20 protein-coding genes and 1 pseudogene are annotated in these 23983 nt (G+C 74.8%); 6 read left to right on the top strand and 15 right to left on the bottom strand.

Going from position 1 to position 23983, the window contains the following annotated elements; all coding sequences use genetic code 11:
- Positions 1-162: 162 nt before the first annotated feature.
- Positions 163-1299 carry a glycerate kinase gene (locus tag S1361_RS32265; RefSeq protein WP_208035401.1) on the bottom strand — a complete coding sequence of 379 codons (1137 nt, stop codon included), beginning with the start codon at positions 1297-1299 and terminating at the stop codon, positions 163-165.
- A gap of 164 nt (positions 1300-1463) precedes the next feature.
- Here S1361_RS32265 and S1361_RS32260 point away from each other — a divergent pair, with 164 nt between their 5' ends.
- A complete protein-coding gene (locus S1361_RS32260; RefSeq protein WP_208035400.1) occupies positions 1464-2537 on the top strand; it encodes an ADP-ribosylglycohydrolase family protein in 1074 nt (357 codons plus the stop codon).
- Between the two features lie 28 nt (positions 2538-2565).
- Complete coding sequence (locus S1361_RS32255) at positions 2566-3060, top strand: NUDIX domain-containing protein (RefSeq protein WP_208035399.1); 495 nt, start codon at positions 2566-2568, stop codon at positions 3058-3060.
- Between the two features lie 62 nt (positions 3061-3122).
- On the opposite strand, the pseudogene S1361_RS39525 reads toward S1361_RS32255, so the two are convergent.
- Positions 3123-3263 (bottom strand): annotated as a pseudogene (locus S1361_RS39525) (type II toxin-antitoxin system VapB family antitoxin); the annotation flags it as partial.
- A 106-nt stretch (positions 3264-3369) separates the two neighbouring features.
- Here S1361_RS39525 and S1361_RS32250 point away from each other — a divergent pair.
- Positions 3370-4107: an SIR2 family NAD-dependent protein deacylase gene (locus S1361_RS32250; protein ID WP_208035398.1), complete on the top strand. Its 738-nt coding sequence runs from the start codon at positions 3370-3372 to the stop codon at positions 4105-4107.
- Between the two features lie 15 nt (positions 4108-4122).
- Here the strand turns inward: S1361_RS32250 and S1361_RS32245 are convergent, their stop codons facing one another.
- The 3 genes from S1361_RS32245 to S1361_RS32235 form a co-directional block, all read right to left on the bottom strand.
- Positions 4123-4605 (bottom strand): methylated-DNA--[protein]-cysteine S-methyltransferase, encoded by a 483-nt coding sequence (locus S1361_RS32245; protein WP_208035397.1) that lies wholly within the window; start codon positions 4603-4605, stop codon positions 4123-4125.
- Between the two features lie 58 nt (positions 4606-4663).
- Positions 4664-6142, bottom strand: a complete 1479-nt coding sequence (locus tag S1361_RS32240) for an AlkA N-terminal domain-containing protein (RefSeq protein ID WP_279577634.1) — start codon at positions 6140-6142, stop codon at positions 4664-4666.
- A gap of 71 nt (positions 6143-6213) precedes the next feature.
- Positions 6214-7056 (bottom strand): methylenetetrahydrofolate reductase, encoded by an 843-nt coding sequence (locus tag S1361_RS32235; RefSeq protein ID WP_208035396.1) that lies wholly within the window; start codon positions 7054-7056, stop codon positions 6214-6216.
- A gap of 276 nt (positions 7057-7332) precedes the next feature.
- Here S1361_RS32235 and S1361_RS32230 point away from each other — a divergent pair, with 276 nt between their 5' ends.
- Both S1361_RS32230 and S1361_RS39520 read left to right on the top strand, forming a co-directional pair.
- Complete coding sequence (locus S1361_RS32230; protein ID WP_243769381.1) at positions 7333-8040, top strand: B3/B4 domain-containing protein; 708 nt, start codon at positions 7333-7335, stop codon at positions 8038-8040.
- A 15-nt stretch (positions 8041-8055) separates the two neighbouring features.
- Positions 8056-10098 (top strand): aminotransferase-like domain-containing protein, encoded by a 2043-nt coding sequence (locus tag S1361_RS39520; RefSeq protein ID WP_243769380.1) that lies wholly within the window; start codon positions 8056-8058, stop codon positions 10096-10098.
- Here the strand turns inward: S1361_RS39520 and S1361_RS32215 are convergent.
- The 10 genes from S1361_RS32215 to S1361_RS32170 all read right to left on the bottom strand — a co-directional run bounded on the left by S1361_RS32215 (position 10034) and on the right by S1361_RS32170 (position 23251).
- Positions 10034-10486, bottom strand: a complete 453-nt coding sequence (locus S1361_RS32215) for a DUF7144 family membrane protein (RefSeq protein ID WP_208035394.1) — start codon at positions 10484-10486, stop codon at positions 10034-10036. The genes S1361_RS39520 and S1361_RS32215 overlap by 65 nt on opposite strands.
- 135 nt (positions 10487-10621) lie before the next feature.
- On the bottom strand, positions 10622-11131 hold the full coding sequence (locus tag S1361_RS32210; RefSeq protein WP_208035393.1) for an O-acetyl-ADP-ribose deacetylase: 510 nt from the start codon (positions 11129-11131) through the stop codon (positions 10622-10624).
- Positions 11128-12549 carry a phytoene desaturase family protein gene (locus S1361_RS32205; RefSeq protein ID WP_208035392.1) on the bottom strand — a complete coding sequence of 474 codons (1422 nt, stop codon included), beginning with the start codon at positions 12547-12549 and terminating at the stop codon, positions 11128-11130. The genes S1361_RS32210 and S1361_RS32205 overlap by 4 nt, the downstream gene beginning before the upstream one ends.
- A gap of 86 nt (positions 12550-12635) precedes the next feature.
- Entirely contained in the window at positions 12636-13481 is an 846-nt protein-coding gene (locus tag S1361_RS32200) for an inositol monophosphatase family protein (RefSeq protein WP_208035391.1), read from the bottom strand.
- 115 nt (positions 13482-13596) lie between these two features.
- Positions 13597-15390 (bottom strand): gamma-glutamyltransferase family protein, encoded by a 1794-nt coding sequence (locus S1361_RS32195; protein WP_208035390.1) that lies wholly within the window; start codon positions 15388-15390, stop codon positions 13597-13599.
- 205 nt (positions 15391-15595) lie between these two features.
- On the bottom strand, positions 15596-15904 hold the full coding sequence (locus S1361_RS32190; RefSeq protein WP_208035389.1) for a hypothetical protein: 309 nt from the start codon (positions 15902-15904) through the stop codon (positions 15596-15598).
- 181 nt (positions 15905-16085) lie between these two features.
- Positions 16086-17792 (bottom strand): RecQ family ATP-dependent DNA helicase, encoded by a 1707-nt coding sequence (locus tag S1361_RS32185; protein WP_208035388.1) that lies wholly within the window; start codon positions 17790-17792, stop codon positions 16086-16088.
- 87 nt (positions 17793-17879) lie between these two features.
- Positions 17880-20129, bottom strand: a complete 2250-nt coding sequence (locus S1361_RS32180; RefSeq protein ID WP_208035387.1) for a prolyl oligopeptidase family serine peptidase — start codon at positions 20127-20129, stop codon at positions 17880-17882.
- A complete protein-coding gene (locus tag S1361_RS32175) occupies positions 20105-21886 on the bottom strand; it encodes an N-acetylglutaminylglutamine amidotransferase (protein ID WP_208035386.1) in 1782 nt (593 codons plus the stop codon). Before S1361_RS32175 ends, S1361_RS32180 begins: the two co-directional genes overlap by 25 nt.
- 174 nt (positions 21887-22060) lie before the next feature.
- On the bottom strand, positions 22061-23251 hold the full coding sequence (locus S1361_RS32170; RefSeq protein ID WP_208035385.1) for a carboxylate-amine ligase: 1191 nt from the start codon (positions 23249-23251) through the stop codon (positions 22061-22063).
- A 323-nt stretch (positions 23252-23574) separates the two neighbouring features.
- On the opposite strand from S1361_RS32170, the gene S1361_RS32165 reads away from it, so the two are divergent.
- Positions 23575-23853, top strand: a complete 279-nt coding sequence (locus tag S1361_RS32165) for a GlsB/YeaQ/YmgE family stress response membrane protein (RefSeq protein ID WP_208035384.1) — start codon at positions 23575-23577, stop codon at positions 23851-23853.
- Positions 23854-23983: the final 130 nt, after the last annotated feature.

The raw sequence follows: 23983 nt of genomic DNA, 5'->3' as shown, positions 1-23983 counted from the left end.
CTTGGACGAGGGCCCCCTACCCGGGTTGGGTAGGGGGCCCCTCGCTTGTGCCGACGCCCTGGGGGCTCCGCCCCCAGACTCCCGTACGCCCACCCGCCCACCCGTCTCGGTCGGCTGAGGGCACCGCACAGGCCGAGGGTCCGGGGGCGGCGCCCCCGGAGGTCAGCCCAGGTGGTCCTCGGCGATGCGGGCGGCGACGCGCTCCAGGATCGGTCCCGCCTCCGCGATGCACCTGGCCACGTCCGGCTCGACCGACGTCAGCGGGTAGGCCCGGGAGATCCCGGCGCCCAGCAACGCCTCGGTCGGCAGAGCGAGCCGCCCGCACACCGCCACAACCTGCTTGCCCGCCGCCCGCGCCGCCGCGGCCACCCCCGCCGGCGCCTTCCCGTGCAGCGTCTGCTCGTCCAGCGACCCCTCACCGGTGATGACCAGGGACGCCCGCTCCAGGGCGGGCGCGAAGCCCAGGACGTCGAGCATGACCTCGATACCGGGCCGGAACCGCGCGCCGAGGAGCAGCGCGCCGTAGCCGATACCGCCCGCCGCGCCCGCCCCCGGCGCCGCCGCGTACTCGGCGGCCCGCGGCCCGGCCTCCGCCTCCAGCACCTTCGCGAAGTGGGCCAGCGTGGCGTCCAGCGTCTCCACGTCGTCCGGCGAGGCCCCCTTCTGCGGGCCGTACACCGCCGGTGCGCCCTTCGGCCCGGTCAGCGGATTGTCGACATCGCTGGCCAGCACCAGCTCGACCGAGGACAGCCGCGGGTCGAGACCGGAGAGGTCGGCCCGGGCCAGGTCGGCTAGTCCGCCGCCGCCCGGGGACACCGGCTCCCCCTCCTCGGTCAGGAACCGCGCGCCCAGCGCGGACAGCATGCCCGCGCCGCCGTCCGTCGTGGCGCTGCCGCCGACGCCGAACACGATGGTCCGCGCGCCCGCGTCCAGCGCGGCGCGCAGCAGCTCCCCGGAGCCGTACGTGGATGCGGTCAGCGGCGCGAAGACGCCGGCCGGCAGCCGCTGCAGCCCGCTCGCCTCGGCCATCTCCACCACCGCGGTACCGTCGCGCAGCGCGAACGCGGCCGTGACCTCCTGGCCGAGCGGACCGGCCACGCGTACCTCGCGGCGCTCGAAGCCGGCCGCGACCGCCGCGTCCACCGTCCCGTCACCGCCGTCGGCCACGGGCAGCGCCTCGACCGGGAGATCCGGCACGACCCCGCGCAGTCCGGCCGTCACCCGCTCGGCCACCTGTACGGCCGTCAGCGAGCCCTTGAACTTGTCCGCGGCGATGAGCACCCGACGGGTCTCGTTCACTGCAGCGTCCGCCACCTTGTGTTCCCCTTGCTCTCCGGGCCCCGCGCACGTCGGGGCCAGTCGCGCCGCTGTGACGATAACCGCAGGACACCTCCGGCGTCATGCCCCGCCCGAACCCTGGGAAGCCGCTGAGAGCCGCCTGTCGGAACGGGTACACCTCTGTCATGAGCACCGAGCGCCCCGGAGGGGACCTCGCCGACCGCATCCACGGCGGCTGGCTCGGCCGGATCGCGGGCAACATGCTCGGCAAGCCGGTCGAGCAGGGCGAGGTGTGGACCCGCGACCGCATCGACGGCTATCTGCGCCGGGCCGCGGCCCTGCCCCTGACCGACTACCTCCCCGAGCCCGCCGACCCGGCCGAGGCCGCGGTGCTGCGCCCGGAGTGGCGCTGCTGCGTGCGCGGCCGGATCCACGGCAGCTGCCGCGACGACGACGTCGACTACGCGATCCTCGGCCTGCACCTGCTGGAGACGCACGGCTTCGGCTTCAGCACCGAGCAGGTCGGCGACCTGTGGCTGCTCAGACTGCCGTACCTGCAGACGTTCACGGCGGAACGGGCCGCGTACCGCAACCTCGCGAACGGGCTGAAACCGCCGCTGACGGCGACGTACGACAACCCGTACCAGGAGTGGATCGGGGCGTTGATCCGCGCCGACGTCTTCGGCTGGACCTGCCCCGGCGATCCCGTCCGGGCCGCAGGTCTGGCCCGCCGGGACGCGGTGCTCTCGCACACCGGCAACGGCGTCTACGGCGCGATGTGGGCCGCCGCGCTGATCTCGGCCGCCTTCACCGCCCCGACGGTGCGGGACGCCCTGGACACCGCGCTGACGGTCGTCCCGGCGAGCAGCCGGCTGGCCCGGACGGTACGGCGGGTGGCGTCCCTGCACGAGACGCGGCTGCCCTGGGAGGAGACGCTGGCCACGGTGGCCGAGGAGACCGCCGGCCTCGGCTGGATCCACACGGTGCCGAACGCCGCCGTGCTCACCGCCGGGCTGCTGTACGGCGACGGCGACTTCACCCGGACCATCGCGCTGACCGTGCGCGGCGGCCTGGACACCGACTCCAACGGGGCGACGGCCGGTTCCGTGGCCGGCGTCCTCACCGGGGCGGACGCGATCCCGGCGCGCTGGCGGGACCCGCTGGAGGACACGGTGCGCAGCGCGGTGTTCGGCTTCGACGGCGTACGGATCAGTGCGCTGGCCGAACGCACCCTGCGCCTCGCGGGGAGCGGGTCGTAGCGGCCGGGTGGCTGGATACCCTTCCTCAATGACCACGACGCCTGACTTCGCCGCGTACATCGCGAGCCTGCCCCGTGTCCTCGCCGCCGCCGCCGCGCTCTTCCGGGACGCCGAGGGACGGGTGCTGCTCGTCGAGCCGAACTACCGTGAGGGCTGGGCGCTACCGGGCGGGACGATCGAGTCCGACGACGGGGAGACACCGCGCCAGGGCGCCCGCCGGGAGACGCTGGAGGAGATCGGGCTCGACCGGGAACTCGGCCGGCTGCTGGCCGTGGACTGGGTGCACGGCACGGGCCGGCCGCCGCTGGTGGCGTACCTGTACGACGGCGGTGTCCTCACCGAGACCGACCTGAAGGCGATCCGCCTGCAGGAGGAGGAGCTGCTGTCCTGGCGCCTGGTCGCCCGTGAGGAGCTGACCGCGCATCTGCCCGGTGCGCTGGGCCTGCGGGTGCTGACCGCCCTGGACGTCCTCGCGGCGGACTCGGGCACGGCGGAACTGGAGAACGGCCACCGGGTGGCCTGACCGCTCGGCCCCGGGGTCGCGCAGCCCGGCGTCCACCTCGCGCAGGGCGTCGTCCCGGCGGTGATCCGTGCCTCGGTGCGGTGCCGGCGCTCGATGCGGTCCCGGACGCCCAGTTCGACGGCGTCCCGCGGATCTCCCACACCCGCAAGCACCATGACCTCCACGACGAGCTGGGCATCGAGCGAGACGGTCACCTTGGCCAGGCGGGGACGCCGGCACCGGGGGCCGGGCTCCGGGGCCGTCCCGCAGAACCCGCCCCCGCGCTTATCCGCTCGCGGCGGCCCCGTGGCCCGCCCTACCCTCGGTGACATGGCCAAGCCTCTCGTCGCCCTGCTGAGCGGGGCCGGTATCTCCACCGACTCCGGGATTCCGGACTACCGCGGGCCGAACGGGCTGTGGCGCCGGGATCCCGAGGCCGAGAAGCTCGTGACGTACGAGTACTACATGAGCGATCCGGAGATCCGGCGGCGGTCCTGGCAGATGCGGCGGAAGAACCGCACGCTCCGGGCCGAGCCGAACGCGGCGCACCGGGCCGTCGCCGACCTGGAGCGGTCCGGCGTCCCGGTGCGGGTCATCACGCAGAACGTGGACGGGCTGCACCAGCTCGCCGGGATGCCCGCCCGCAAGGTGCTCGAACTGCACGGCAGCGCGCGCAGCGTGGTGTGCACCGGGTGCGGGGCGCGGGGGCCGATGGACGAGGCGCTCGCCCGGGTGGAGCAGGGCGAGGAGGACCCGGCGTGCCTGGCGTGCGGGGGGATCCTGAAGTCGGCGACGGTGATGTTCGGCGAGCGGCTGGATCCGGTGGTCCTCGGCGAGGCCGTGGCCGTCACCAAGGCCTGCCAGGTGTTCATCGCCGTCGGCAGCAGCCTCCAGGTGCAGCCCGCCGCCGGCCTCGTCGGCGTCGCCGCCGACCACGGCGCCCGGATCGTCATCGTCAACGCCGAGCCGACACCGTACGACGAGATCGCCGACGAGGTCGTGCGGGAGCCCATCGGCACCGCGCTGCCCGCGCTGCTGCACCGGCTGGGCGCGGAGGGTGCCGGGTAGCGGGCGCGGGGCCGGTCAGAAGAGGGGCGTGCCGCGTTCGAAGTCCAGCAGGCGGCGTTTGCGCTCCAGGCCGCCGCCGTAGCCGGTGAGGTCGCCGCCCGCGCCGACGACGCGGTGACAGGGCACGATGATGCCGATCGGGTTGCGGCCGTTGGCGAGGCCGACCGCGCGGGACGCCCTGGGGTTGCCGAGGGCGTCGGCGAGCCGGCCGTAGGAGCGGGTCTCGCCGTACGGGATACGGGTCAGCTGGTCCCAGACGCGGCGCTGGAACGGGGTGCCGTTCAGGCGCAGTTCGACGGTGAACTCCGTCAACTCGCCCGCGAAGTAGGCCGCAAGCTGCTCCGCGGCCTCGGCGAAGGGCGTGTCGTCGGGGGTGCCGAAGGTCTCCTCCGGCGGGCGGTGGCGCTGGTCGGTCATGTAGAGGCCGCACAGCACGCCGTCGTCGGCGACGAGTGTGAGGGGGCCGTAGGGGCTGTCGATGACGGTGTGCTGCTTCATGGCGGAGATCCTTACGAAAGTCCTTGCGGAGCCGTTGCGGAGGTTCCTGCGGAGGCCCTTACGCGGGCAGGAAGTTGATCGGGTGGTCGTCGGTCGCCCACAGGTACTGCACCGCGTACGCCCGCCAGGGCCGCCAGCCGGCCGCGCGGGCGGTCAGCGCGGCCGGGGTGGACGGCAGGCCGAGTTCCTTCGCGGCGCGCCGGATGCCGAGGTCGGTGGGGAGGAAGGCGTCGGGGTCGCCCAGGGCGCGCATGGCGATGACGTCCACCGTCCAGGGCCCGAAGCCGGGCAGCGCGAGCAGCCGGGCCCGCGCCTCGGCCCAGTCGGCCTCCACGCCCAGGTGGAGTTCGCCGTCGGCGAGCTGCCGGACGAGGGTGGTGAAGGTGGTACGCCGGGTGCGGGGCATCGCCAGGGTCCCGGGGTCGACGGCGGCCAGCGCCTCCGGCTCCGGGAAGAGGTGGGTGAGGCCGCCTTCGGGGTCGTCCAGGGGTTTGCCGTGCGCGGTGACCAGACGGGCCGCGTGGGTGCGGGCGGCGGCCGTGGACACCTGCTGCCCGAGCACGGCCCGCACGGCGAACTCGGCCTCGTCGACCGTACGCGGCACCCGGCGCCCGGGAGCCCGGTCGACCAGCGGGGCGAGCAGTGGATCGGTGCGCAGCCGCTCGTCGACGGCGACCGGGTCGGCGTCCAGGTCGAGCAGGCGGCGGCAGCGGGTGATGGCCACGGTCAGGTCGCGCAGGTCGCTCAGGGTGAGGCGGCAGGCGATGTGGTCGGGGCGGGGGGCGAGGGCGACGATCCCGTGGCCGTACGGCAGGCGGAGCGTGCGGCGGTAGGCGCCGTCCCGCCACTCCTCGACACCGGGTACGGCGGTGGCGGCGAGGTGGCCGAAGAGGTTGGACGGGTGCAGCGGGGCGCGGAACGGCAGCCGCAGGGTGAGCACGCCGGGGGTGCCCGGACCGCTCCTCGGGGCGCGGGCGCGCAGCTCGCTCGGGGAGAGGGCGAAGACCTCGCGGACGGTGTCGTTGAAGGAGCGGATCGAGGAGAAGCCGGCCGCGAAGGCGATCTCCGCCATGGGCAGCGTGCTGGTCTCGACGAGCAGCCGCGCGGTCTGGGCGCGCTGGGCGCGGGCGAGCGCGAGGGGGCCGGCGCCCAGCTCGGCGAGCAGCTGCCGCTCCACCTGCCGGGTGCTGTAACCGAGCCGGGCGGCGAGTCCGGGCACGCCCTCACGGTCCACGACCCCGTCGGCGATCAGCCGCATGGCCCGGGCCACCAGGTCGGCGCGCCGGTTCCACTCCGGGGAGCCGGGGCTGGTGTCGGGCCGGCAGCGCTTGCAGGCCCGGAAGCCGGCCTGCTGGCAGGCGGCGGCGCTCGGGTGGAACGTCATGTTCTCCGGCTTGGGCGGTACGACCGGGCAGCTCGGCCGGCAGTAGATCCGGGTGGTCAGGACGGCCGTGAAGAACCATCCGTCGAACCGTGCGTCCTTGGAGTGCACGGCGCGCACGCAGTGCTCCCGGTCGAGGTGCATCCCTGTCTGCATGCCTCCAGCATCGGTGACCGCGCCCCGCGGGTCTGGCGGGAATCCGACACGTACGTGGCCCTGGCCAGGTCTCAGCAGAGGTGCGGCTGCCGGAACCGGGTGATCCACTCGGCGGTGGCCCGCAGTCCCCCGAAGGTGTAGAAGTGCACCTTCACCGCGCCGTGCCGGGCGGGGTCGTACCGGTCGGCCAGCGTGTGCAGGAAGCGGTCCGGTCCTGCCGTGCCCATCAGGTTGGTGAGCGAGAAGCCGTACTTGCGGGCGACGGAGGCGCTGGTGCCGACGCCGAACCGGGTGGCGTAGCCGAGCAGCCGGCGCACTCCCGCCGGTCCGGGGACGCCGATGCGGACGGGCAGGTGGACGCCCCGCGCGCGGAGGTCCTCCAGCCAGCCGAGGACCGGGTCGACGTCGAAGCCGAACTGGGTGATGACGTCCCCGGTGAGCCGGTCGGCCCCGATGGCCGCCGCCTTCTGGGTGAGCGCCGACCACAGGGTCCGGTCGGCTATGCCGGGGTGGCCCTCGGGGTAGCCGGTGATGCCGACGTGCCGGACGCCGTGGTGCTGGAGCAGCCCGGTGCGCAGGACGGCGAGCGCGTCCGCGTAGGGGCCCTCGGGCCGGGCGGGGTCGCCGCCGACCACGAACACGTTCTCGGCGGTGCCGTCGGCCGCGAGCCCGGCGAGGAACTCCTCCAGCGCGGGCCGGGAGGGCAGGCGGCGCGCGGAGATGTGCGGTACGGGGACGAAACCGAGCCGTTTGACCGCGCGGGCGGCCGCCAGCCGGGTCCCGGTGTCCTCGCCGGCCAGGAAGGTGATGTTGATCCGGGTGCCCGGCGGGATGCTGTCGTGCGCCGCCTCCAGACCGGGGACGTCCTTGCCGGTCATCTCCAGGGAGAAGTCGTCCAGCAGAGCAGGGTTCATGGTGCGTCTCGTACTTCTCGTGCTCCTGGTACGGCTCGCCGCGGCGGGTGGGCCTCGCCTCGGCGCGTACGGCTGTGGTCCCGGACCCGGCCGATGATGTCACGCGGTCCGCCGGGGCCCGTGGGCAGGGGCGCCGGCCGCGGAGTTATGGACCCGTTCGCCGTGCCGTGTTTGGCCCTGGCTGCCGGGCCAAGCGCCGGGCAGGGTGGTGTTTCCGATCACCGAGGAGGTCCTGTTGAGCGTGTCGTCCGACCCGGCTGCCCGAGCGGGGGTGGCGTGACCGTGCTGTTCCGGCATGCGGACGCGGTGCGGGCCGCGTTCCCCGAACTGTCCGCCGGCGTCCTCCACGCCGCCGGCGTCGACGCCTGTGCGGACACCCGGCCGCGCGCCGCCGTCTACACCGGGCGGGCCGTGGCGCGGCTGGCGGGGGCCACCGAGGGTGAGTTCCCCGAGGTGCTGGCCTGGCGGCGGGCCTTCTCCCGGATGGGGCTGAAGCCGACGCAGTACCGGTCCGCCTCGGAGTCGCTGCTGCGCCGGCTGCGCAAGGAGGGTGCGCTGCCGGCCATCCATCCGCTGGTGGACCTGTGCAACGCGATCTCGGTGGCGTACGCGGTTCCGGTGGCGGTCCTCGACGCCGACCGGATCGCCGGGCCGCTGCTGGAGGTGCGACCGGCCCGCGGGGACGAGACGTACACGGCGTTCGGCGGTGCGCTCGAACATCCCGCGCCCGGCGAGGTGACCTTCGTCGACTCCGCGGGGCGGGCGCACGCCCGCCGCTGGACCCACCGGCAGAGCGGGCACTCGGCGGTCGGCGCGCACACCGGCCGGGTGCTGGTGGTGGCGGAGGCGATGCACGACGGCGGCGCGGACGTCGTGGCCGAGGTGCTCAAGACGGTCGAGGAGGAGGTGGCGGCGCACTGGGCGGTCCCCACGGCGGCGGCCGTCCTCACCCCGGCCGCGCCGGAGTTCGCCTTCGGGCACTGAGCTGAGCGTGACAGCATGAGCAGGGTGGACGAGGGGCGGGACACGGCGGAGGTGCCGGCGCGGGGCTCCGACTTCCTGCAGCTGGCGGTCGCCGACGTGCCCGCCGGCGGCAAGGCGGAGTGGCTGACCGGGCGGCTGCGGGAGGCGATGGCCGACGGCCGGCTGGCGGTGGGCAGCAGGCTGCCGCCGACCCGCGTCCTCGCCGCGGAGCTGCGCGTCTCCCGGGGAGTGGTGACCGAGGCCTACCGCCGCCTCGCCGAGGACGGCCAGGTGGCAGGCCGCCGCCGCGGCGGCACGGTGGTGCTGGCCACGCCCTTCGCCTCTGCGCCGCCGACGAGTTCCGGCGGCGGGGGCGACTCGCCGGGTGCCGGTGAGGAGGGCGTCCACGGGGGGATCGGCGCTGCCGGCGGCGCGGCTGACGCCGGTGACCTGGCCGGGCTGTCGAGCTGTGAGCGCGGGTGCGGGGCCGGGGAGGCGTGCGCCGGGCGGCGCGGTGGCGAACCGGAGGGGGCGTGCACCGGGCCGGACGCAGAGCCGTACGCCCGAGGGCACGGTGACGGCCCGGACGCGGCGTGCGCCAGGCCTACTGGGACCGACAGCCATCCAGGCAGCGGCCAGTCCCACGGACCAAACGGCAGCCGCCCCGACAGGCCGCACTCGGGGCGGCGCGGTGGCGAACCGGAGGGGGCGTGCACCGGGCGGGACGCAGAGCCGTACGCCCATGGGCGCGGTGGCGAACCGGATGGGGCGTGCACCGGGCGCGACGGCGGGACGGTGGACGGGGCGTGCGCCGGGCGGGGTGGCCGGGCCGACGGGCCGTGGGTTCGGCAGGACGGCGGGGCGGGGTCCGGGGGTGTGCCCGGGGCCGAGGTGTTCGACGTGCTGCGGGCCGCCCCGGCGGACGTCGACTTCACGCCCGGCCGGCCCGACCTCACCACCTTCCCGCGGGCGGCGTGGCTGCGGGCCGAGCGGGCCGTGCTGGCCGAGCTGTCCGCCGACCAGCTCGGCTACGGCGACCCGCGCGGAGCGCCCCGGCTGCGGCGGGCGGTCGCCGGCTGGCTCGCGCGGGTGCGGGGCGTACGCGTGGAGCCGGACGCGGTGCTGATCGTCGCCGGCACCGCCCAGGCGCTGACGCTGCTGCACCCGGTGCTGCGCGCGGACGGCGTCGACGCGGTCGCGGTGGAGGATCCCGGCTCGCTGGGGGCCCGGCAGCACCTGGGGCACGGGGGCCTGGCCACACCGCCGGTGCCGGTCGACGCGGAGGGCGTACGGGTCGACGCGCTGCGGGCGACCGGGGCCAGGGCCGTCCTGCTCACGCCCGCCCACCAGTTCCCCACCGGCGTGGTGACCAGCGGCGAGCGCCGGCGTGAGCTGCTGGAGTGGGCGCGCGGCGGCGGGCTGATCCTGGAGGACGACTACGACGCCGAGCACCGCTACGACCGGCCGCCGGTCCCCGCGCTGCGCGCCCTGCTGGCCGACCGGGTCTGCTACATGGGCAGCGTGTCGAAGCTGCTCGCGCCGGCGCTGCGGATCGGCTGGCTGGTGGCACCGGCCCGCCACCGGGCCGCGCTGGTCGACGCCAAGCGCTTCAACGACCTCGGCAACGCGGTGCTGCCGCAGCTGGTGCTGGCCCGGCTGATGGAGTCCGGGGAACTGGAGCGGCATCTGAGGCTGGTGCGCGGACGCCACCGCAGGCGCCGGGACGCGATGATCGCCGCCCTCGCCGAGCACCTGCCGGGGGCGCGCGTGCACGGGGCCGCGGCGGGCCTGCACCTGACGGTGACGTACGCCGGGGACGTACCCGACACCGAGCTCGCCGCGGCGGCGCTCGCCCGGGGCGTGAAGTGCCAGCCGCTGTCCTGGCACCGGCAGCGGCCCGGCCCTCCCGGTCTGGTCCTCGGCTACGCGGCCACCCCGCCGGGTGTGGTCGCCGACGGGGTGGCAGTGCTCGGCAGGACCCTGCGCGAGCTGGGCCGGCCGGCCGCCGTCCGCCTCAGCCCACCGCTTCCTGACGCGTCGCCAGGGCCCAGATCACGAACACGTCGATCGCCATCATGACGAACGACCACACCGGCTGGTACGGCAGGAAGAGGAACTGCGCGACGAGGCTGAGCGCGACGATGACCAGACCGGCGATGCGGGCCCAGGCCATGTCCATGAGCAGGCCGATGCCGGTCAGCAGGACCAGCGCGCCGAGGATGATGTGGATCACGCCCCAGCCGGTGAGGTTCATCTTGTAGACGTAGGCGCCGAGGCGGAAGTAGACGTCGTCCCCGGCGACCGCGGCGATGCCCTGGAGGACGGAGAGCACGCCCCCGCACAGCATCAGTACGCCGGCGAACGTCACGCCGCCGGTCGCCCAGCCACCGCCCCGGGCCCCGGGCTGCCGTGGCGGCCACGTGCCACCCGAGGAGGCCGGTCCGCCGGGCTGCGCTGCCTGGCTCATGAGCGTGTCCTTTCTGCCGCCCCGTTCGTCCGGTGCCCGGGTGTCCGCGAGGAGCACGGGGGCATTCCGAGCGTCGGCCAGGCGGTGGCCGGGCGCACCGGGTGCTGCGCCGTTCGGGTGGTCCGCGGGTGCGCGTCAGCCGGTCTGCCGGGCGAACGCCTCGTACGCGCGCTCGTCGAACAGCACGAACCGGACCTCCTCCACGGCCGTCGGCGTGCTCCGTACCGCCTCCACCGCGATCCGCGCCGCGTCCTCCACCGGCCACCGGTAGACACCGGTGGAGATCGCCGGGAACGCGACCGTCCGGGCGCCGAGTTCGTCGGCGACCCGGAGGGATTCGCGGTAGCAGGAGGCGAGGAGGTCCGAGCGGTCCTCGGTCGGGCTGTACACCGGTCCGACGGTGTGGATCACCCAGCGGGCGTCCAGTTCGCCCGCCGTGGTGGCGACGGCCCGGCCGGTGGGGAGGCCCTTGCCGTACCGGGAGGCGCGCAGGGCTCGGCATTCCGCCAGGACGGCCGGGCCGCCGCGGCGGTGGATCGCGCCGTCCACCCCTCCACCGCCGAGGAGCGAGGAGTTGGCCGCGTTGACGATGGCGTCGGCGTGCTGCCGGGTGATGTCGCCCTGGACGAGCGTGAGGGTGGTCATGTCGTCCGTCTCAGTCTCCGCCAGACGGCCTTGGCCGCGTTGTGGCCCGACATGCCGTGCACACCGGGACCGGGCGGGGTGGCCGAGGAGCAGATGAAGACGGCCGGGTGGGGTGTGTGGTACGGGAACAGGGACAGCTTGGGGCGCAGCAGCAGCTGGAGTCCGGAGGCCGCGCCGCAGGCGATGTCGCCGCCGACGTAGTTGGCGTTGCGGGCGGCCATCTCTGCGGGTCCGGCGGTGGCGCGGGCGAGCACGCGGTCGCGGAACCCGGGGGCGAAGCGCTCCAGCTGGCGTTCTATGGCGTCGGTGAGGTCCCCGGACCAGCCGTTCGGGACATGGCCGTACGTCCAGAAGACGTGCTTGCCCTCGGGGGCACGGGTGGGGTCGACCACGCTGGGCTGCACGGTGATCATGAACGGTCTGTCGGGGGCGCGGCCCTCCCGGGAGGCGGCGCGCAGGGCGGTGCCGATCTCGGCCTGGCTCGCGCCGATCTGCACCGTGCCGGCGGTGCGGGCCTCGGGCGCGGTCCACGGCACCGGCCCGTCCAGGGCGTAGTCGATCTTGAAGACGCTGGGACCGTAGCGGTAGTTCGCGTAGTAGTCGCCGAAGCCGGCGATGCGGGCGAGCGCGGCGGGCGAGGTGTCGAAGACGTAGGCACGCGCGGGCGGCAGGTCGTCCAGCCGCTTGACCTCGTAGTCGGTGTGCACGGCGCCGCCGAGGTCGGTCAGGTAGGCGGCGAGGGCGTCGGAGATGGCCTGGGAGCCGCCGCGGGGAACCGGCCAGCCGCGGGCGTGCGCGGAGAGGGCGAAGACCAGTCCGATGGCGCTGGTGGCCAGGCCGCCGAGCGGCGCCATCACGTGGGCGACGAGGCCCGAGAACAGGGCCTTGAACCGCTCGTCCTTGAAGCGGCTCATCAGCCAGGTGGACGGCGGGAGGCCGGCCAGGCCGAAGCGGGCGAGCGTGACGGGGTCGCGCGGGAGCGCGGTCAGCGGCAGGGACATGAAGTCGCGGACGAGGGTGTCCCAGTGGGCGAGGAGCGGCTCGACCAGTCTGCGGTACGGTCCCGCGTCGCGCGGTCCGAAGGAGGCGGCGGTCTCGGCCACCGAGCGGGACAGCACGGCCGCGCTGCCGTCCGGGAACGGGTGGGCCATGGGCAGCGGGGCGTGCAGCCACTCCAGGCCGTACCGGTCGAGGGGCATCGCGCGGAACGCCGGGGAGTTGATGCCGAGGGGGTGGGCGGCCGAGCACGGGTCGTGCCGGAAGCCGGGAAGGGTCAGTTCCTCGGTGCGGGCGCCGCCGCCCACGGTGGACTTCGCCTCGAACAGGGCCACGGAGAAACCGCGGCGGGCCAGCTCCACCGCAGCGGTCAGTCCGTTCGGTCCCGCACCCACCACGACCGCATCGAGCATCGACGGCACCTTCGGACCCCTTCGTCAGCCGATGGCCATTCACGATCAGGATATGCCGGGACCCGGTCCTCTCCCGGGCCGGGTGGCCCCGGGAGTCAGCGCGCGCTGCGCAGCAGACCGGCCACCCGGCGGGCGGTGGCGGCGTCCCGGGCGGCGGTGAACGGCAGGGCGTTGCCGCCGGTGACGCGGAACGGCTCGCCGCCCACGGTGAGGTGCGCGCCGCCGGCCTCCTCGACCAGGAGCAGACCGGCCGCGTGGTCCCAGGCGGCCTCCCAGGAGAACGCCACGGCGTCCAGGTCCCCGCGGGCGACGGCGAGGTACTCCAGGCCGGCCGAGCCGCACGCGCGCGGGGCGAGGCCGTCGGTCCACAGCACGCGCAGCGCGCGCTTCTGCTCGTCGGTGGTGTAGTCCGGGTGCGAGGTGGCGACGACGAGGTCCCGGCCGGGCTCGGGCGGGCCGGCGGTCAGCCGCCGGCCGTCGAGGAAGGCGCCGTGGCCGCGGACGGCGGTGGCGAGCTGGTCGCGCGCCGCGGCGTAGGTCCAGGAGGCCCGTACGACGCCCCGCTGGACGAGCGCCACCAGGGTGCAGAAGCCGTCGTCGCCGTGCACGAACTGGCGGGTGCCGTCGACCGGGTCGACGATCCAGACCGGCGCGTCGCCCTGGAGCGCCTCGTACACCGCCGGGTCGGCGTGCACCGCTTCCTCGCCGACCACGACCGAGCCGGGCAGCAGGGCGCCGAGGTCCTCGGTGAGCCGCAGCTCCGCGAGGCGGTCGGCGTCCGTGACCAGGTCGTGCGGGCCGCTCTTCTGGTCCACCTCGTGTGCGGCGAGGCGGCGGAAGCGGGGCAGGATCTCGGCCGCTGCGGCCTTGCGGACCGCCTCCTCCACGTCGGCCGAGCAACGGGCGAGAAACTCCTCGATGGTTTCCGTCTCTTCGATCATGCCCCCCATCAGAACACGGCCCACTGACAATCCCCGCCCCCGGCCGGTGCACGCGAGGTGGAATCGGGATGAAGAGCGGGGGCCGGCACCGTCTTCACGGGCCCGGACACCGCGGTCAGCGGCCGACGGCGTAGCCCTGCATCCCGCGCGGGTTGGCGGCCGCCGACAGCACGCCGGTCTCCGGGTCCCGGGCCACCGCGCACAGCCGCCCTTCGGACCAGGCGGGGCCGACGGTGACGTCGTGGCCGCGCCGCCGCAGTTCCTCGATCACGCCGGGGTCGGTGCGGGATTCCACGGTCACGCTGCCGGGGCGCCGGGCGCGCGGGTGGAAGGAGCTGGGGAAGCTGTCGTTGTGCCAGTTGGGGGCGTCGACGGCGCCCTGCAGGTCGAGGCCGCCGCGGACGGGGGCGCGCAGGGCGGCGGCCAGGAAGAAGTGCAGCTGCCACTGGTCCTGCTGGTCGCCGCCGGGCGTGCCGAAGGCCAGCACCGGCACGCCGTCGCGCAGCGCGAGGGACGGGGTGAGGGTGGTGCGGGGGCGGCGGCCGGGGGTGAGCGTGCTGGGCAGGCCCTCCTCCAGCCAGGTCATCTGCAGCCGGGTGCCGAGCGGGAAGCCCAGCTCGGGGACGACGGGGTTGGACTGGAGCCAGCCGCCGCTGGGTGTGGCCGCGATCATGTTGCCCCAGCGGTCGACGACGTCCAGGTGGCAGGTGTCGCCGCGGGTCGTGCCGTCGGCGGCGACGGTCGGCTCGCCGGCACCCAGCGGGTGGAAGCCGCGTCCGGTGCCGGCCGGCACGCACGCGTGCGCCGCTTCGGCCAGCCGCGGGGTGCGTCCGCCGGGGCTGCCGGGGCGCAGTCCGTGGTCGGCCTTCTCGCCGACGAGGGTCCGCCGTGCGGCGTTGTAGTCGTCCGACAGCAGGTCCGCGAGGGGCACCTCGGCGGCGTCCCCGTACCAGGCCTCGCGGTCGGCCATGGCGAGCTTGCAGCCCTCGACCAGCAGGTGGACGTAGTCGGCGGAGCCGTACGCGGGCAGTTCGGGCGGGAGCAGCGCGAGTTGCTGGAGCAGGGCGGGGCCCTGGCTCCAGGGGCCGGCCTTGCACACGGTCCAGCCGTTCCAGTCGTACGTCACCGGTGTCTCGTAGGCCGCCGACCAGCCGGCCAGGTCGGCCTCGGTGAGCGTGCCGGTGTGCCGCTCGCCGCTGGTGTCCAGGGTCGGCCGCCGGGACTGCCGTACCAGGGCCTCGGCGATGAAGCCGGAGCGCCACACCTCGCGCGCGGCGTCGATCCGGGCCTCCCGGCCGCCCGCGCGGGTGGTCTCGGCCAGCAGCCGCTTCCAGGTGGCGGCGAGGGCGGGGTTGCGCAGCAGCGTGCCGGGGCGGGGCGCCCGGCCGCCCGGCAGGTACAGCTCGGCCGAGAAGGTCCATTCGGTCTCGAAGAGCCGCCGTACGCTCTCGACGGTCAGGCCGACGTTCTCCACGGGCGCGTGCCCGTGTTCGGCGTATCCGATGGCGTAACCGAGCACGTCCTCCAGGGACTTGGTGCCGTGGTCGCGCAGGAGCAGCAGCCAGGCGTCGAAGGCGCCGGGCACGGCGGCGGCGAGCGGTCCGGTGCCCGGTACGAGGGCCGGCCCGAGCTCCCGGTAGTGCGCCGGCGTGGCGCCCGCCGGGGCCACGCCCTGCCCGCAGAGCACGCGCACCGGGCCGCCCGCCGGGGCGAGCAGGATCGGCACCTCGCCGGCCGGGCCGTTGAGGTGCGGCTCCACGACGTGCAGCACGAAGGCTCCGGCCACGGCCGCGTCGAAGGCGTTGCCCCCGCCCTCCAGGACCGCCATCGCCGACTGCGAGGCGAGCCAGTGGGTGGAGGACACCATGCCGAAGGTGCCCTGAAGAGTGGGGCGCGTCGTGAAGTGCATCTCCGCCTCTGTGGTCGTGTGCGTCGGCCGGCCTCGTCGATGATCAGGACCGCTCGGGGAGAATCCAGGCAGTCCGGGCTCCGCTCCGACAGCCGTTCACGGCCACGACCGTCTCCTCGCGCCCGGCCCGTCGACGCTCCCGGGGCGGCAGCCGGTGTCGGGTGCCGCGTGGCGCGGGAGCCGGGCGGAGGCGCCGGCGCGGCGCTCACGGCCGGGGGCGCACGCGCTGCCAGCGTGGGCGCGCGTCGCCGCCGCGGTGTCCGGCCACGGAGGCGCAGCGTCGGCACACCCGCTGCACGCGGTCGGCCGCGCCGCCGGATTCCGGGAAGGTGTCGGTCCAGCCGACGTGCGGGAGGCGGACGAGTTGCGAGCGGCTGAGGGACAGCCCGCAGACGGTCTCGTTCCGGCCCGGTTCCCAGGCGTGGACCTCGCCGGCGGGCAGCCTGCGCCGGCCGTCCTCCTCGTCGGTCCACTGTCCGGAGGCGGCGACGGCGTACCGCTTGCCGCGTTTCACGGCCTGCTCCAGGCCGCGATGGGACTGTTCCCGGTCACCTCGGCACCGTCCTCCCTCGGGTGGCGACCCGTCCGGCCGGGCCGCGGGTGAGGCGGCCGGCACCCGACGGGTGCCACGCAAGCCGCCGTCCCACACGCACGGGTGCCGGCTGCGCCACGCGCACACCGGACGTGCCGCCGGTTCAGGGCTCCGGGCGGCTGTCCTGCGAGCCGCCCACCACGGTGAGCAGGTCGTCCCGTGCGGCCAGGGCGTCCAGGGAGAGGGTGCGGTAGCCGACCTCGTCGAAGAGCACGGTGATGCGGTCCCCGTCCTCGCTCAGCACGGTGCCGCGGCCCCACTCGCCGTGCCGTACCGCGGCTCCGGGCGGATAGGCGCCGGAGTCCGGATGCCGACCGGTGCTCGTCGCGTCGTCGTCGCCGCTCTCCTGCTCGTCGCACATGTCGCAGTTGCCGCAGGGGGCCTCGTACTCCTCGCCGAAGTAGCCCAGCAGGAAGCGCCGCCGGCAGCCGGTCGTCTCGGCGTACGCCCGTGCCATGTCCACCCTCGACCGGTCCATGCGCTTGTGGGCCTCGGCGGTGTCCACGGCTCGCCGTACCGCGCGCGACGGCGCCGTGCCCGGGACCGGACGGATGGCGCCCGAGGCGTCCGTGACCAGCGCACCGGCTTCCTCCAGCAGGTTGACGGCCGTGGTGACCCGGGCGCGCGACAGGTCGGTCTCCCGGCGCAGTCCGGTGACGTCCGGCGGATCGTCGCGGTGGGCGTGGACCGCCCGTACGACCGCGTCCACGGCCTCCGGACGGGGCGTGCGGCTGCTGAAGTACGCCTGCATGCCCGTGTCCTCGGTGCGGTAGTGCAGTACGGCGAGGGCGGGCCGTCCGTCGCGGCCGCAGCGCCCGATCTCCTGGTAGTAGGCGTCCAGCGAGCCCGGCAGCGACGCGTGCAGCACGAACCGCACGTTCTCCTTGTCGATGCCCATCCCGAAGGCCGAGGTCGCCACCACGACGTCCAGGTCGCCGGAGAGGAACGCCTCGTGGATCCGCCGGCGTTCGGCGGCCCGCAGTCCCGCGTGGTAGGCGCCGGCGGCGAGCCCGAGGGAGGCCAGTTCCGCGGCGTAGGACTCGCTGTCCTTGCGGGTCGCCGCGTAGACGATGCCGGGCTTGGGTGCGGCGGCGGCGTCCTCCAGGACGCGGGAGCGCCGTTCGTCGTCCTCCAGGTGGCGGTGCGCCTCCAGCCTGATGCCGGGACGGTCGAATCCGGTGACGAGCCGACGCGGCCGCTCCATGCCGAGCCGTTCGACGATGTCCTGCCGCACCGGCGGCGCGGCGGTCGCCGTGAGCGCGAGCACGGGCGGCCGGCCCAGCCGCCGTACCGCCTGGGCCAGGCGCAGGTAGTCGGGCCGGAAGTCGTGACCCCACGAGGACACGCACTGGGCCTCGTCCACCACGACAAGGGCGGGGTGCGCCTCGGTCAGCCGCTGGACGACCTCGTCCTTGGCCAGTTGCTCCGGGGACAGGTAGACGTAGCGCACCGAACCCTCGCGCACCGCCGCCCAGGCCTCCTCGGTCTCGGCCGCGCCGAGGTCGGAGTTCACGGCGACAGCGCCCGGGCCGCGGTCGCCGCCGGGCAGTCCCGCGATCTGGTCGCGCTGCAGGGCCAGCAGCGGTGACACGACGACGACCGGCCCGGACAGCAGCAGGGCGGGGACCTGGTACACGGCGGACTTGCCCGATCCGGTCGGCATGACGACGAGACAGTCCCGTCCCTCCAGCACCCACTCCATGGCGGTGAGCTGTTCGGGACGCAGCTCCGTCCAGCCGAACACCTCGGCGGCCGTCTCGCGCAGCCGCCCGGCCCACCGTCTGCGGGCGGGGGGTCCTTCCCCGGTCATGGCGCGCTCCTCGCTCGGTGGCAGGGGTGTCCTGGGTACCCCGGGCCGCTCCGGCCACGCGAGGTGCCGTAGTGCCCTCCCCGCGGGTCAGGGGCTCAGGTGCCGTTGCAGCCAGTCGGCGGCGGCACGGCGGAAGAGCCGACGGTTGTCGGCGCGGAGGAACTCGTGTCCCTCGTCGAGCAGGGTGAGCAGTTCGGCGGTCAGGCCGCGCTCGCGCGCCGCCCGTACGAACTGCTCCGACTCCCCCGGCGGCACATTGGTGTCGTGTTCCCCGTGCACGGCGAGCACCGGTGCCCGCAGGGCGTCGATGCGGCTCATCGGTGACAGCGCCCGCAGCAGTTCACGGTCGTGCTCGGGGTGGCCGTACTTGTGGGCCGCCGACTGGGCGATCCAGGGTTCGGTGCCCTCGAAGAACGTCGCGAGGTCCGACATGCCGCACACCGCGATCCCGGTGCGGAAGAGGTCCGGGTGCCAGACCAGGGAGGCGAACGTGAGATAGCCGCCGTACGAGCGGCCCATCACCGCCAGCCGGGCGGGATCGGCGGGACCGGCCAGCACCGCGTGGGCGGCGCAGTCCGCCACGTCGTCGATCGCCGCGAACCGTCCCCTGCCCAGGTCCGCGTCGACGAACGACCGGCCGTATCCGGAGGACCCGCGGACGTCGGGTGCGAAGACGTCCACTCCTCGCCCGAGGATCTCGTGGTACAGCGGGTTGAGGACGGGGCGCTCCTGGTCCTCGGGGCCGCCGTGCAGATGGATCACGCAGGGCGCGGGTTCGCCGGGTGCGCGGCCCGGTGCCCGGTAGTACCAGCCGTTCAGCGGCAGGCCGTCGCGGGCGGTGGGACGCAGGGGGACCGGTCGTACGGGCGGGCGGCCCGGGGGAACGGCGTCCTCGTCCCGTGACGACCAGGGGGTGCGCACCGGGGTCGCTCCGTCGGGCAGCCACCAGATGCCGGGGCGGCGGCGGGAGCCGGACAGGGCCAGCAGCAGCCGGGGGCCTGCGTCCGCGACGCGCGTGACCACCTCATGGGGCAGGGGCACGGGCCGGGACGGGCCGGTGCCGTCCCCGGTCCGGCCGGACGCGTCGGTGTTCAGGACCTCCACCTCGCTCATGCCCCGGACGTTCCAGGCGAGCACGGCGGAACCGCCGTCGCGGGCACACCGCAGCAGCTCCAGGTCGCTGCTCTCTCGTGCGGCACGGACCGACCAGCTGAGCGGTTTCCCTTGCGGGTCGAGCCCGGCGGCGAGGAGGACCGCGAACTCCCGGTGGGCGTTGCTGCGCAGCCAGAGGGTGTCCGCGCGGGGTGAGAAGCTGCCGATCCACGGGTCTCCGTCGGCCACCGGCATCACACAGGTCGCCACGTGGTCGGTGGTGCGCAGCACGACCGCCTCGCGCCGGCCGCGGGGTCCCCGGCGCAGCAGCGCGAGCGCACCGTCCCGGCTGAGATCGCACACGCGGAGTGTCGCCGCGTCCTTCTCGACGGCGAGCAGGACGGGGGCGGCGACTCCGTCGGGGTCGACGAGGTACGCCGACAGTCCGTCGCCGAATCCGGCTGCCGGGGCGGTCCTGCCGCCCGGTGCGCCGATCGTCGCCGTCTCCACGGCGAGTACGGGCGACGGCAGTCCGGGTCCCGGGGCCGTATGGGGTGCCGGGCCGAGGAGCTCCGTGTGGCCGGTCCGGCCCGGCCAGTGGCCCGGCAGATGGTCGCCGGCCGGGCCGGGGCCGGACGGGCCGTCCTCCGCCGTGGCGTCCGGGGCGGGTGCGGCGGTGGGGACCGCGACGGTGACGGCGACCGCCGATCCGTCGTGCGCCCAGCAGCCCAGGTGGGCGGAGCTGCCCGGCTCCGCTCCGGCCAGGATGTGCCGGTCGCTGCCGTCGGGGCGGACGCACAGCACCCGTGTGTGTTCGCCGCCGCCGGGGGCCGTGGTGTAGGCGATCCAGCGGCCGTCGGGCGACCAGGACACCTCCGTCACGGGGTCCGGTCCGTCGTCGAGGAGGTGCACGGTCCGGCCGTCGGCGGGGCCCGTCCAGAGCTGTGGCACACCGCCCCGGTCGCAGATGAAGGCGACCTGTGTGCCGGACGGGTCGGCCGAGGGGTACCAGCAGCCGTGCGCGATGAGCCGGGTCGTCGCGTCGCGCGGTCCGGAGGCGTTCGGCAGCGGGACGCGGGCGGGCGCGGCGAAGGCGGCGGTGGTACGGCCGTCCGGGGCCGGCGGGTTCGGGTGGGCGGTCCCCGTCAGGTGGGCGGTGGAGGGCCGCCCGGCACCGGCCGTACCGGCGTCGGGCTGCCGTACCGCGGGGGGTTCCCCGGTCAGATTCCGTGCGTCTGCAGCCATATCTCCAGCAAAGCCACTTGCCACAGTGCGTTCGCTCCGCGCTTGGTGCGGTGTCGGTCGGGGGCCGCCAGGAGTCCGGCGACGTAGGAGTCCTTGAAGAGTCCGCGCCGCTTCGCCTCGGGGGCGGCCAACGCCTCACGCACCTTGTCCAGGACGGGGCCAGCCATGTGGGTGATCGCCGGGACCGGGAAGTAGCCCTTGGGACGGTCGACCACCTCGCGGGGCAGGAGTTTGCGGCCGGCCTCCTTCAGGACGCCCTTGCCGCCGTCGGCCAGCTTCAGCTCCGGCGGGCACGCGGCCGCCAGCTCGACCAGTTCGTGGTCCAGGAAGGGCACGCGGGCCTCCAGGCCCCAGTCCATCGTCATGTTGTCGACCCGCTTGACCGGGTCGTCCACCAGCATGACATGGGTGTCGAGGCGCAGGGCGGCGTCGAGCGCCGTCTCGGCCCCCGGCGCCGCCATGTGCTCCCGGACGAACCGGCCGGAGACGTCCTCCCGCGGCAGCATGTCCGGTTGCAGCATCGCGGCGAGGTCGGCGTGCGGCCGGTCGAAGTACGTCTCGGCGTATCTCTGCGGCTCCTCTTCGCGGGCCACGGCGGCCAGTTCCGGGTACCAGTGGTAGCCGGCGAAGACCTCGTCGGCGCCCTGCCCGCTCTGGACGACCTTGACGTTCTTGGACACCTCCTCGGACAGCAGGTGGAAGGCGACCACGTCGTGGCTCATCATGGGCTCGCTCATCGCCGCGACCGCCGCGTCCAGGGCCGTCGACACGCGCTGCGAGGGAACCACCAGCTGCTGGTGATCGGTGGCGAACTCCCGGGCCACCAGGTCGGAGTAGCGGAACTCGTCCCCTTCGACACCGGCCTCCGCCTCGAAGCCCACGCTGAACGTCGCCAGGTCCCGCTGCCCCTCGTCGGCCAGCAGGGCCACGATCAGGCTGGAGTCCAGTCCTCCGGACAGCAGGACGCCGACCGGAACGTCGGCGACCATCCGCCGCCGTACCGCGGTGCGCAGGGCTTCCAGCACCGCGTCCCGCCACTCGGCGGGGCCCATCCCGGCGTGCTCGGGGCGGCGCGTGTACGACGGCTGCCAGTAGCAGTGCTCCCGGTAGGTGCCGTCGGGCTCGACGACCCGCACGGTGGCCGGGGCAAGCTTGCGCACTCCCGCCAGCACGGTCCGGGGGGCGGCCACGGTCGCGTGCCAGCTGAGGTACTGGTGCACGGCGACCGGGTCGAGCGAGGTGTCCACGCCGCCGGCCGCGAGCAGGGCGGGCAGCGAGGAGGCGAAGCGCAGCCGCCCGGGGGTCTGCGCCAGGTACAGGGGCTTGATGCCGAGCCGGTCGCGGCCCAGCACCAGACGGCCGGTCCGGTGCTCGACGAGGGCGAAGGCGAACATGCCGTAGAAGCGGTCGACACAGGCGGTCCCCCACTGCCGGTACGCCGCAAGCACGACCTCGGTGTCGGAGGTGGACCGGAACCGGTGGCCGAGGGCCGTCAGTTCCGCGCGCAGCTCCTTGTAGTTGTAGATGCACCCGTTGAAGACGCCGGTGATCTGCTGCTCGGTGTCGGTCAGGGGCTGGGCCCCGCGCTCGGAGAGGTCGATGATCTTCAGACGGCGGTGCCCCAGCGCGACGGCGTCCCGCGACCAGACGCCCTGGCCGTCGGGTCCGCGGGCGGCAAGCCGGTCGGTCATGCGCTCGACGGCAGCCAGGTCGGGGCGGGTGCCGTCGAAGCGCATCTCACCGCTCAGGCCGCACATCCGCAACCACCTCCCCGCTGTGCGTACGGGTGTCCCGGGGTGTGCGGCTGTGAGGTACCCGGTGGGCCGCCCACCGGTATGTGGCCGGTACTGATCGACACGGTGGTGCTTCTCCTTCGCAAAAGAGCGTGATGTACGGGTGTATCGAGGGGAGCAGGGGTCCTGCCGTACGCCTCAGCGGCCGGCGATCCCGGCCCGGCCGGCCCCGGAGGGGTGGGCGACGGGCCGCCCCGGGGAGGCGACGCGCCGGGCTGGGGCGGCGGGCCGTCGGCGCGGCTGGTCGTCTCCCCGGGTCTCCGCGATCGCCAGATCCGTGCAGGCGAACAGGTCGTCCTCGGCGGCGGTGACGCGCATCCGGTGGGCCGCGCTGCCGGACGCGAGCGCCCGCTCCGCGAGGTCCCGGACGGTGTGCCAGTCGCCGGCGGCTTCGAGCGCCGGGCGCACCCGCCCCAGCAGGCGGCGGACGACCTGCGCCGCAGGGGCCTCGTGCCGGGTCTCGGGATCGATCAGGACCCCTTCGAGGCCCGACCGCGCGGCCCGCCAGGCAGCGGCGCGCAGCCACTCGTGCCGGCCCGGGCAGGCGGGCGCGTCCGACGTCTCCAGCCGCTCACGGGCGTCGGTCACCAGGGCGCGGTAGAGGCCGGCGATCAGCACGACCGTCTCCGCTCGGGGGCAGGCGTCGCAGATGCGCAGTTCGAGGGTCTGCTGGTGGGCGGACGGCCGGATGTCGTGGTAGATCATTCCCGCGTCGCTGATGACACCGGAGTCGATCAGGCACTGCACGGCCGCGTCGTACTCGGCGGCGTCGGCGTAGCATCCCGGCGGGCCCGCGGTCGGCCAGCGCTGCCACACCATGGTCCGCCAGCTGGCGTAGCCGGTGTCGGCGCCCAGCCAGAAGGGGGAGCTGGCGGACAGGGCCAGCAGGACGTGCAGCCACGGGCCCACCTCGCACATGAGGCGCACGGCCAGGTCGCGGTCGGGCACGTCGACGTGGACGTGGGTGCCGCAGATCAGCTGCTCGTCGGCGATCATGCGGTACTCGTCGACCATGCGGCGATAGCGGCGCCCGGCGGTGGGGCGGGTGTCCTGGGTGCGGGCCAGCGGCACGGTACCGGCGGCCACCACGGCCAGTCCGTGTGCGCTCGCGGCGCCGTCGAGCCTGCGTCTGGCGCTGATGACATCGTCGTACAGGCCGCCGAGGGACTCGTGCACACCGCTGTTCCACTCGACGGTCGCCTGCTGCAGTTCGGTCGTGAAGGTACCTGCAGGGAGCGTTTCCAACATGGCGTCGGCTCGCGGGGCGAGCAGGCCCGTCTCCACCTCGACGATGTGGAATTCCTCTTCCACTCCGATGCGAACGGTCACGGCACTCCTAAGGTGACGGGCGAACGCTGACTGCCTCACCCGGGAATCGACCCGCCGCACCGGTCCACCGGAGGCGGGCTGTGCACCTCCGACTTCCCACCAGGCTCATTACTAAGCAGACATGCTCTTCGGAGGGCCCAAGTTCACAGATGAGCACCCTGCGCGAGGCCACCAACCGCATCGCCGGCGGGGGTGTGACGCTCCGGGCTCCGGCCGCCCACCCGGCGCGGAAGCCCCCGATTCAGCGGCAGGACGTTTGTACGAGCGCAGACGGTACAGACGGGGAGCTAACACAGTCTTTATCCGACGAGACGGAGACGCACATGGGCATCATCGCGTGGATCATCATCGGCCTGCTCGCCGGCGCCATCGCCAAGGCCATCATGCCGGGCAAGGACCCCGGCGGCATCATCATCACCATGCTCATCGGCGTGGCCGGCGGTCTGCTCGGCGGCTGGCTCGGCAAGGTGATCTTCGGCGTCGACTCGATCGACGGGTTCTTCGACCTCTCCACCTGGCTCGCCGCGATCGTCGGCTCCCTCATCCTGCTCGCCCTCTACCGCCTCATCGCCGGCAACCGGCACTCGCACCGCCACGCGTGACCGGCTGACGCCGGGCACGGCCGTGGATTCCCCGCGGCCCTGCCGCACGGCGTCCGCCGGCGCCCACTGCCGGCCGGGCGGCCCACCGCCCGCCCTCGAACTCCCCACAGCCGCAGGAGAGCGACGGCTG

It is taken from the genome of Streptomyces cyanogenus (genome assembly GCF_017526105.1).
In the GTDB taxonomy this organism is placed as follows: Bacteria; Actinomycetota; Actinomycetes; order Streptomycetales; family Streptomycetaceae; genus Streptomyces; species Streptomyces cyanogenus.
The sequence above is the reverse complement of the archived record's forward strand: the minus strand, read 5'-3'. Positions and strand labels throughout refer to the sequence as shown.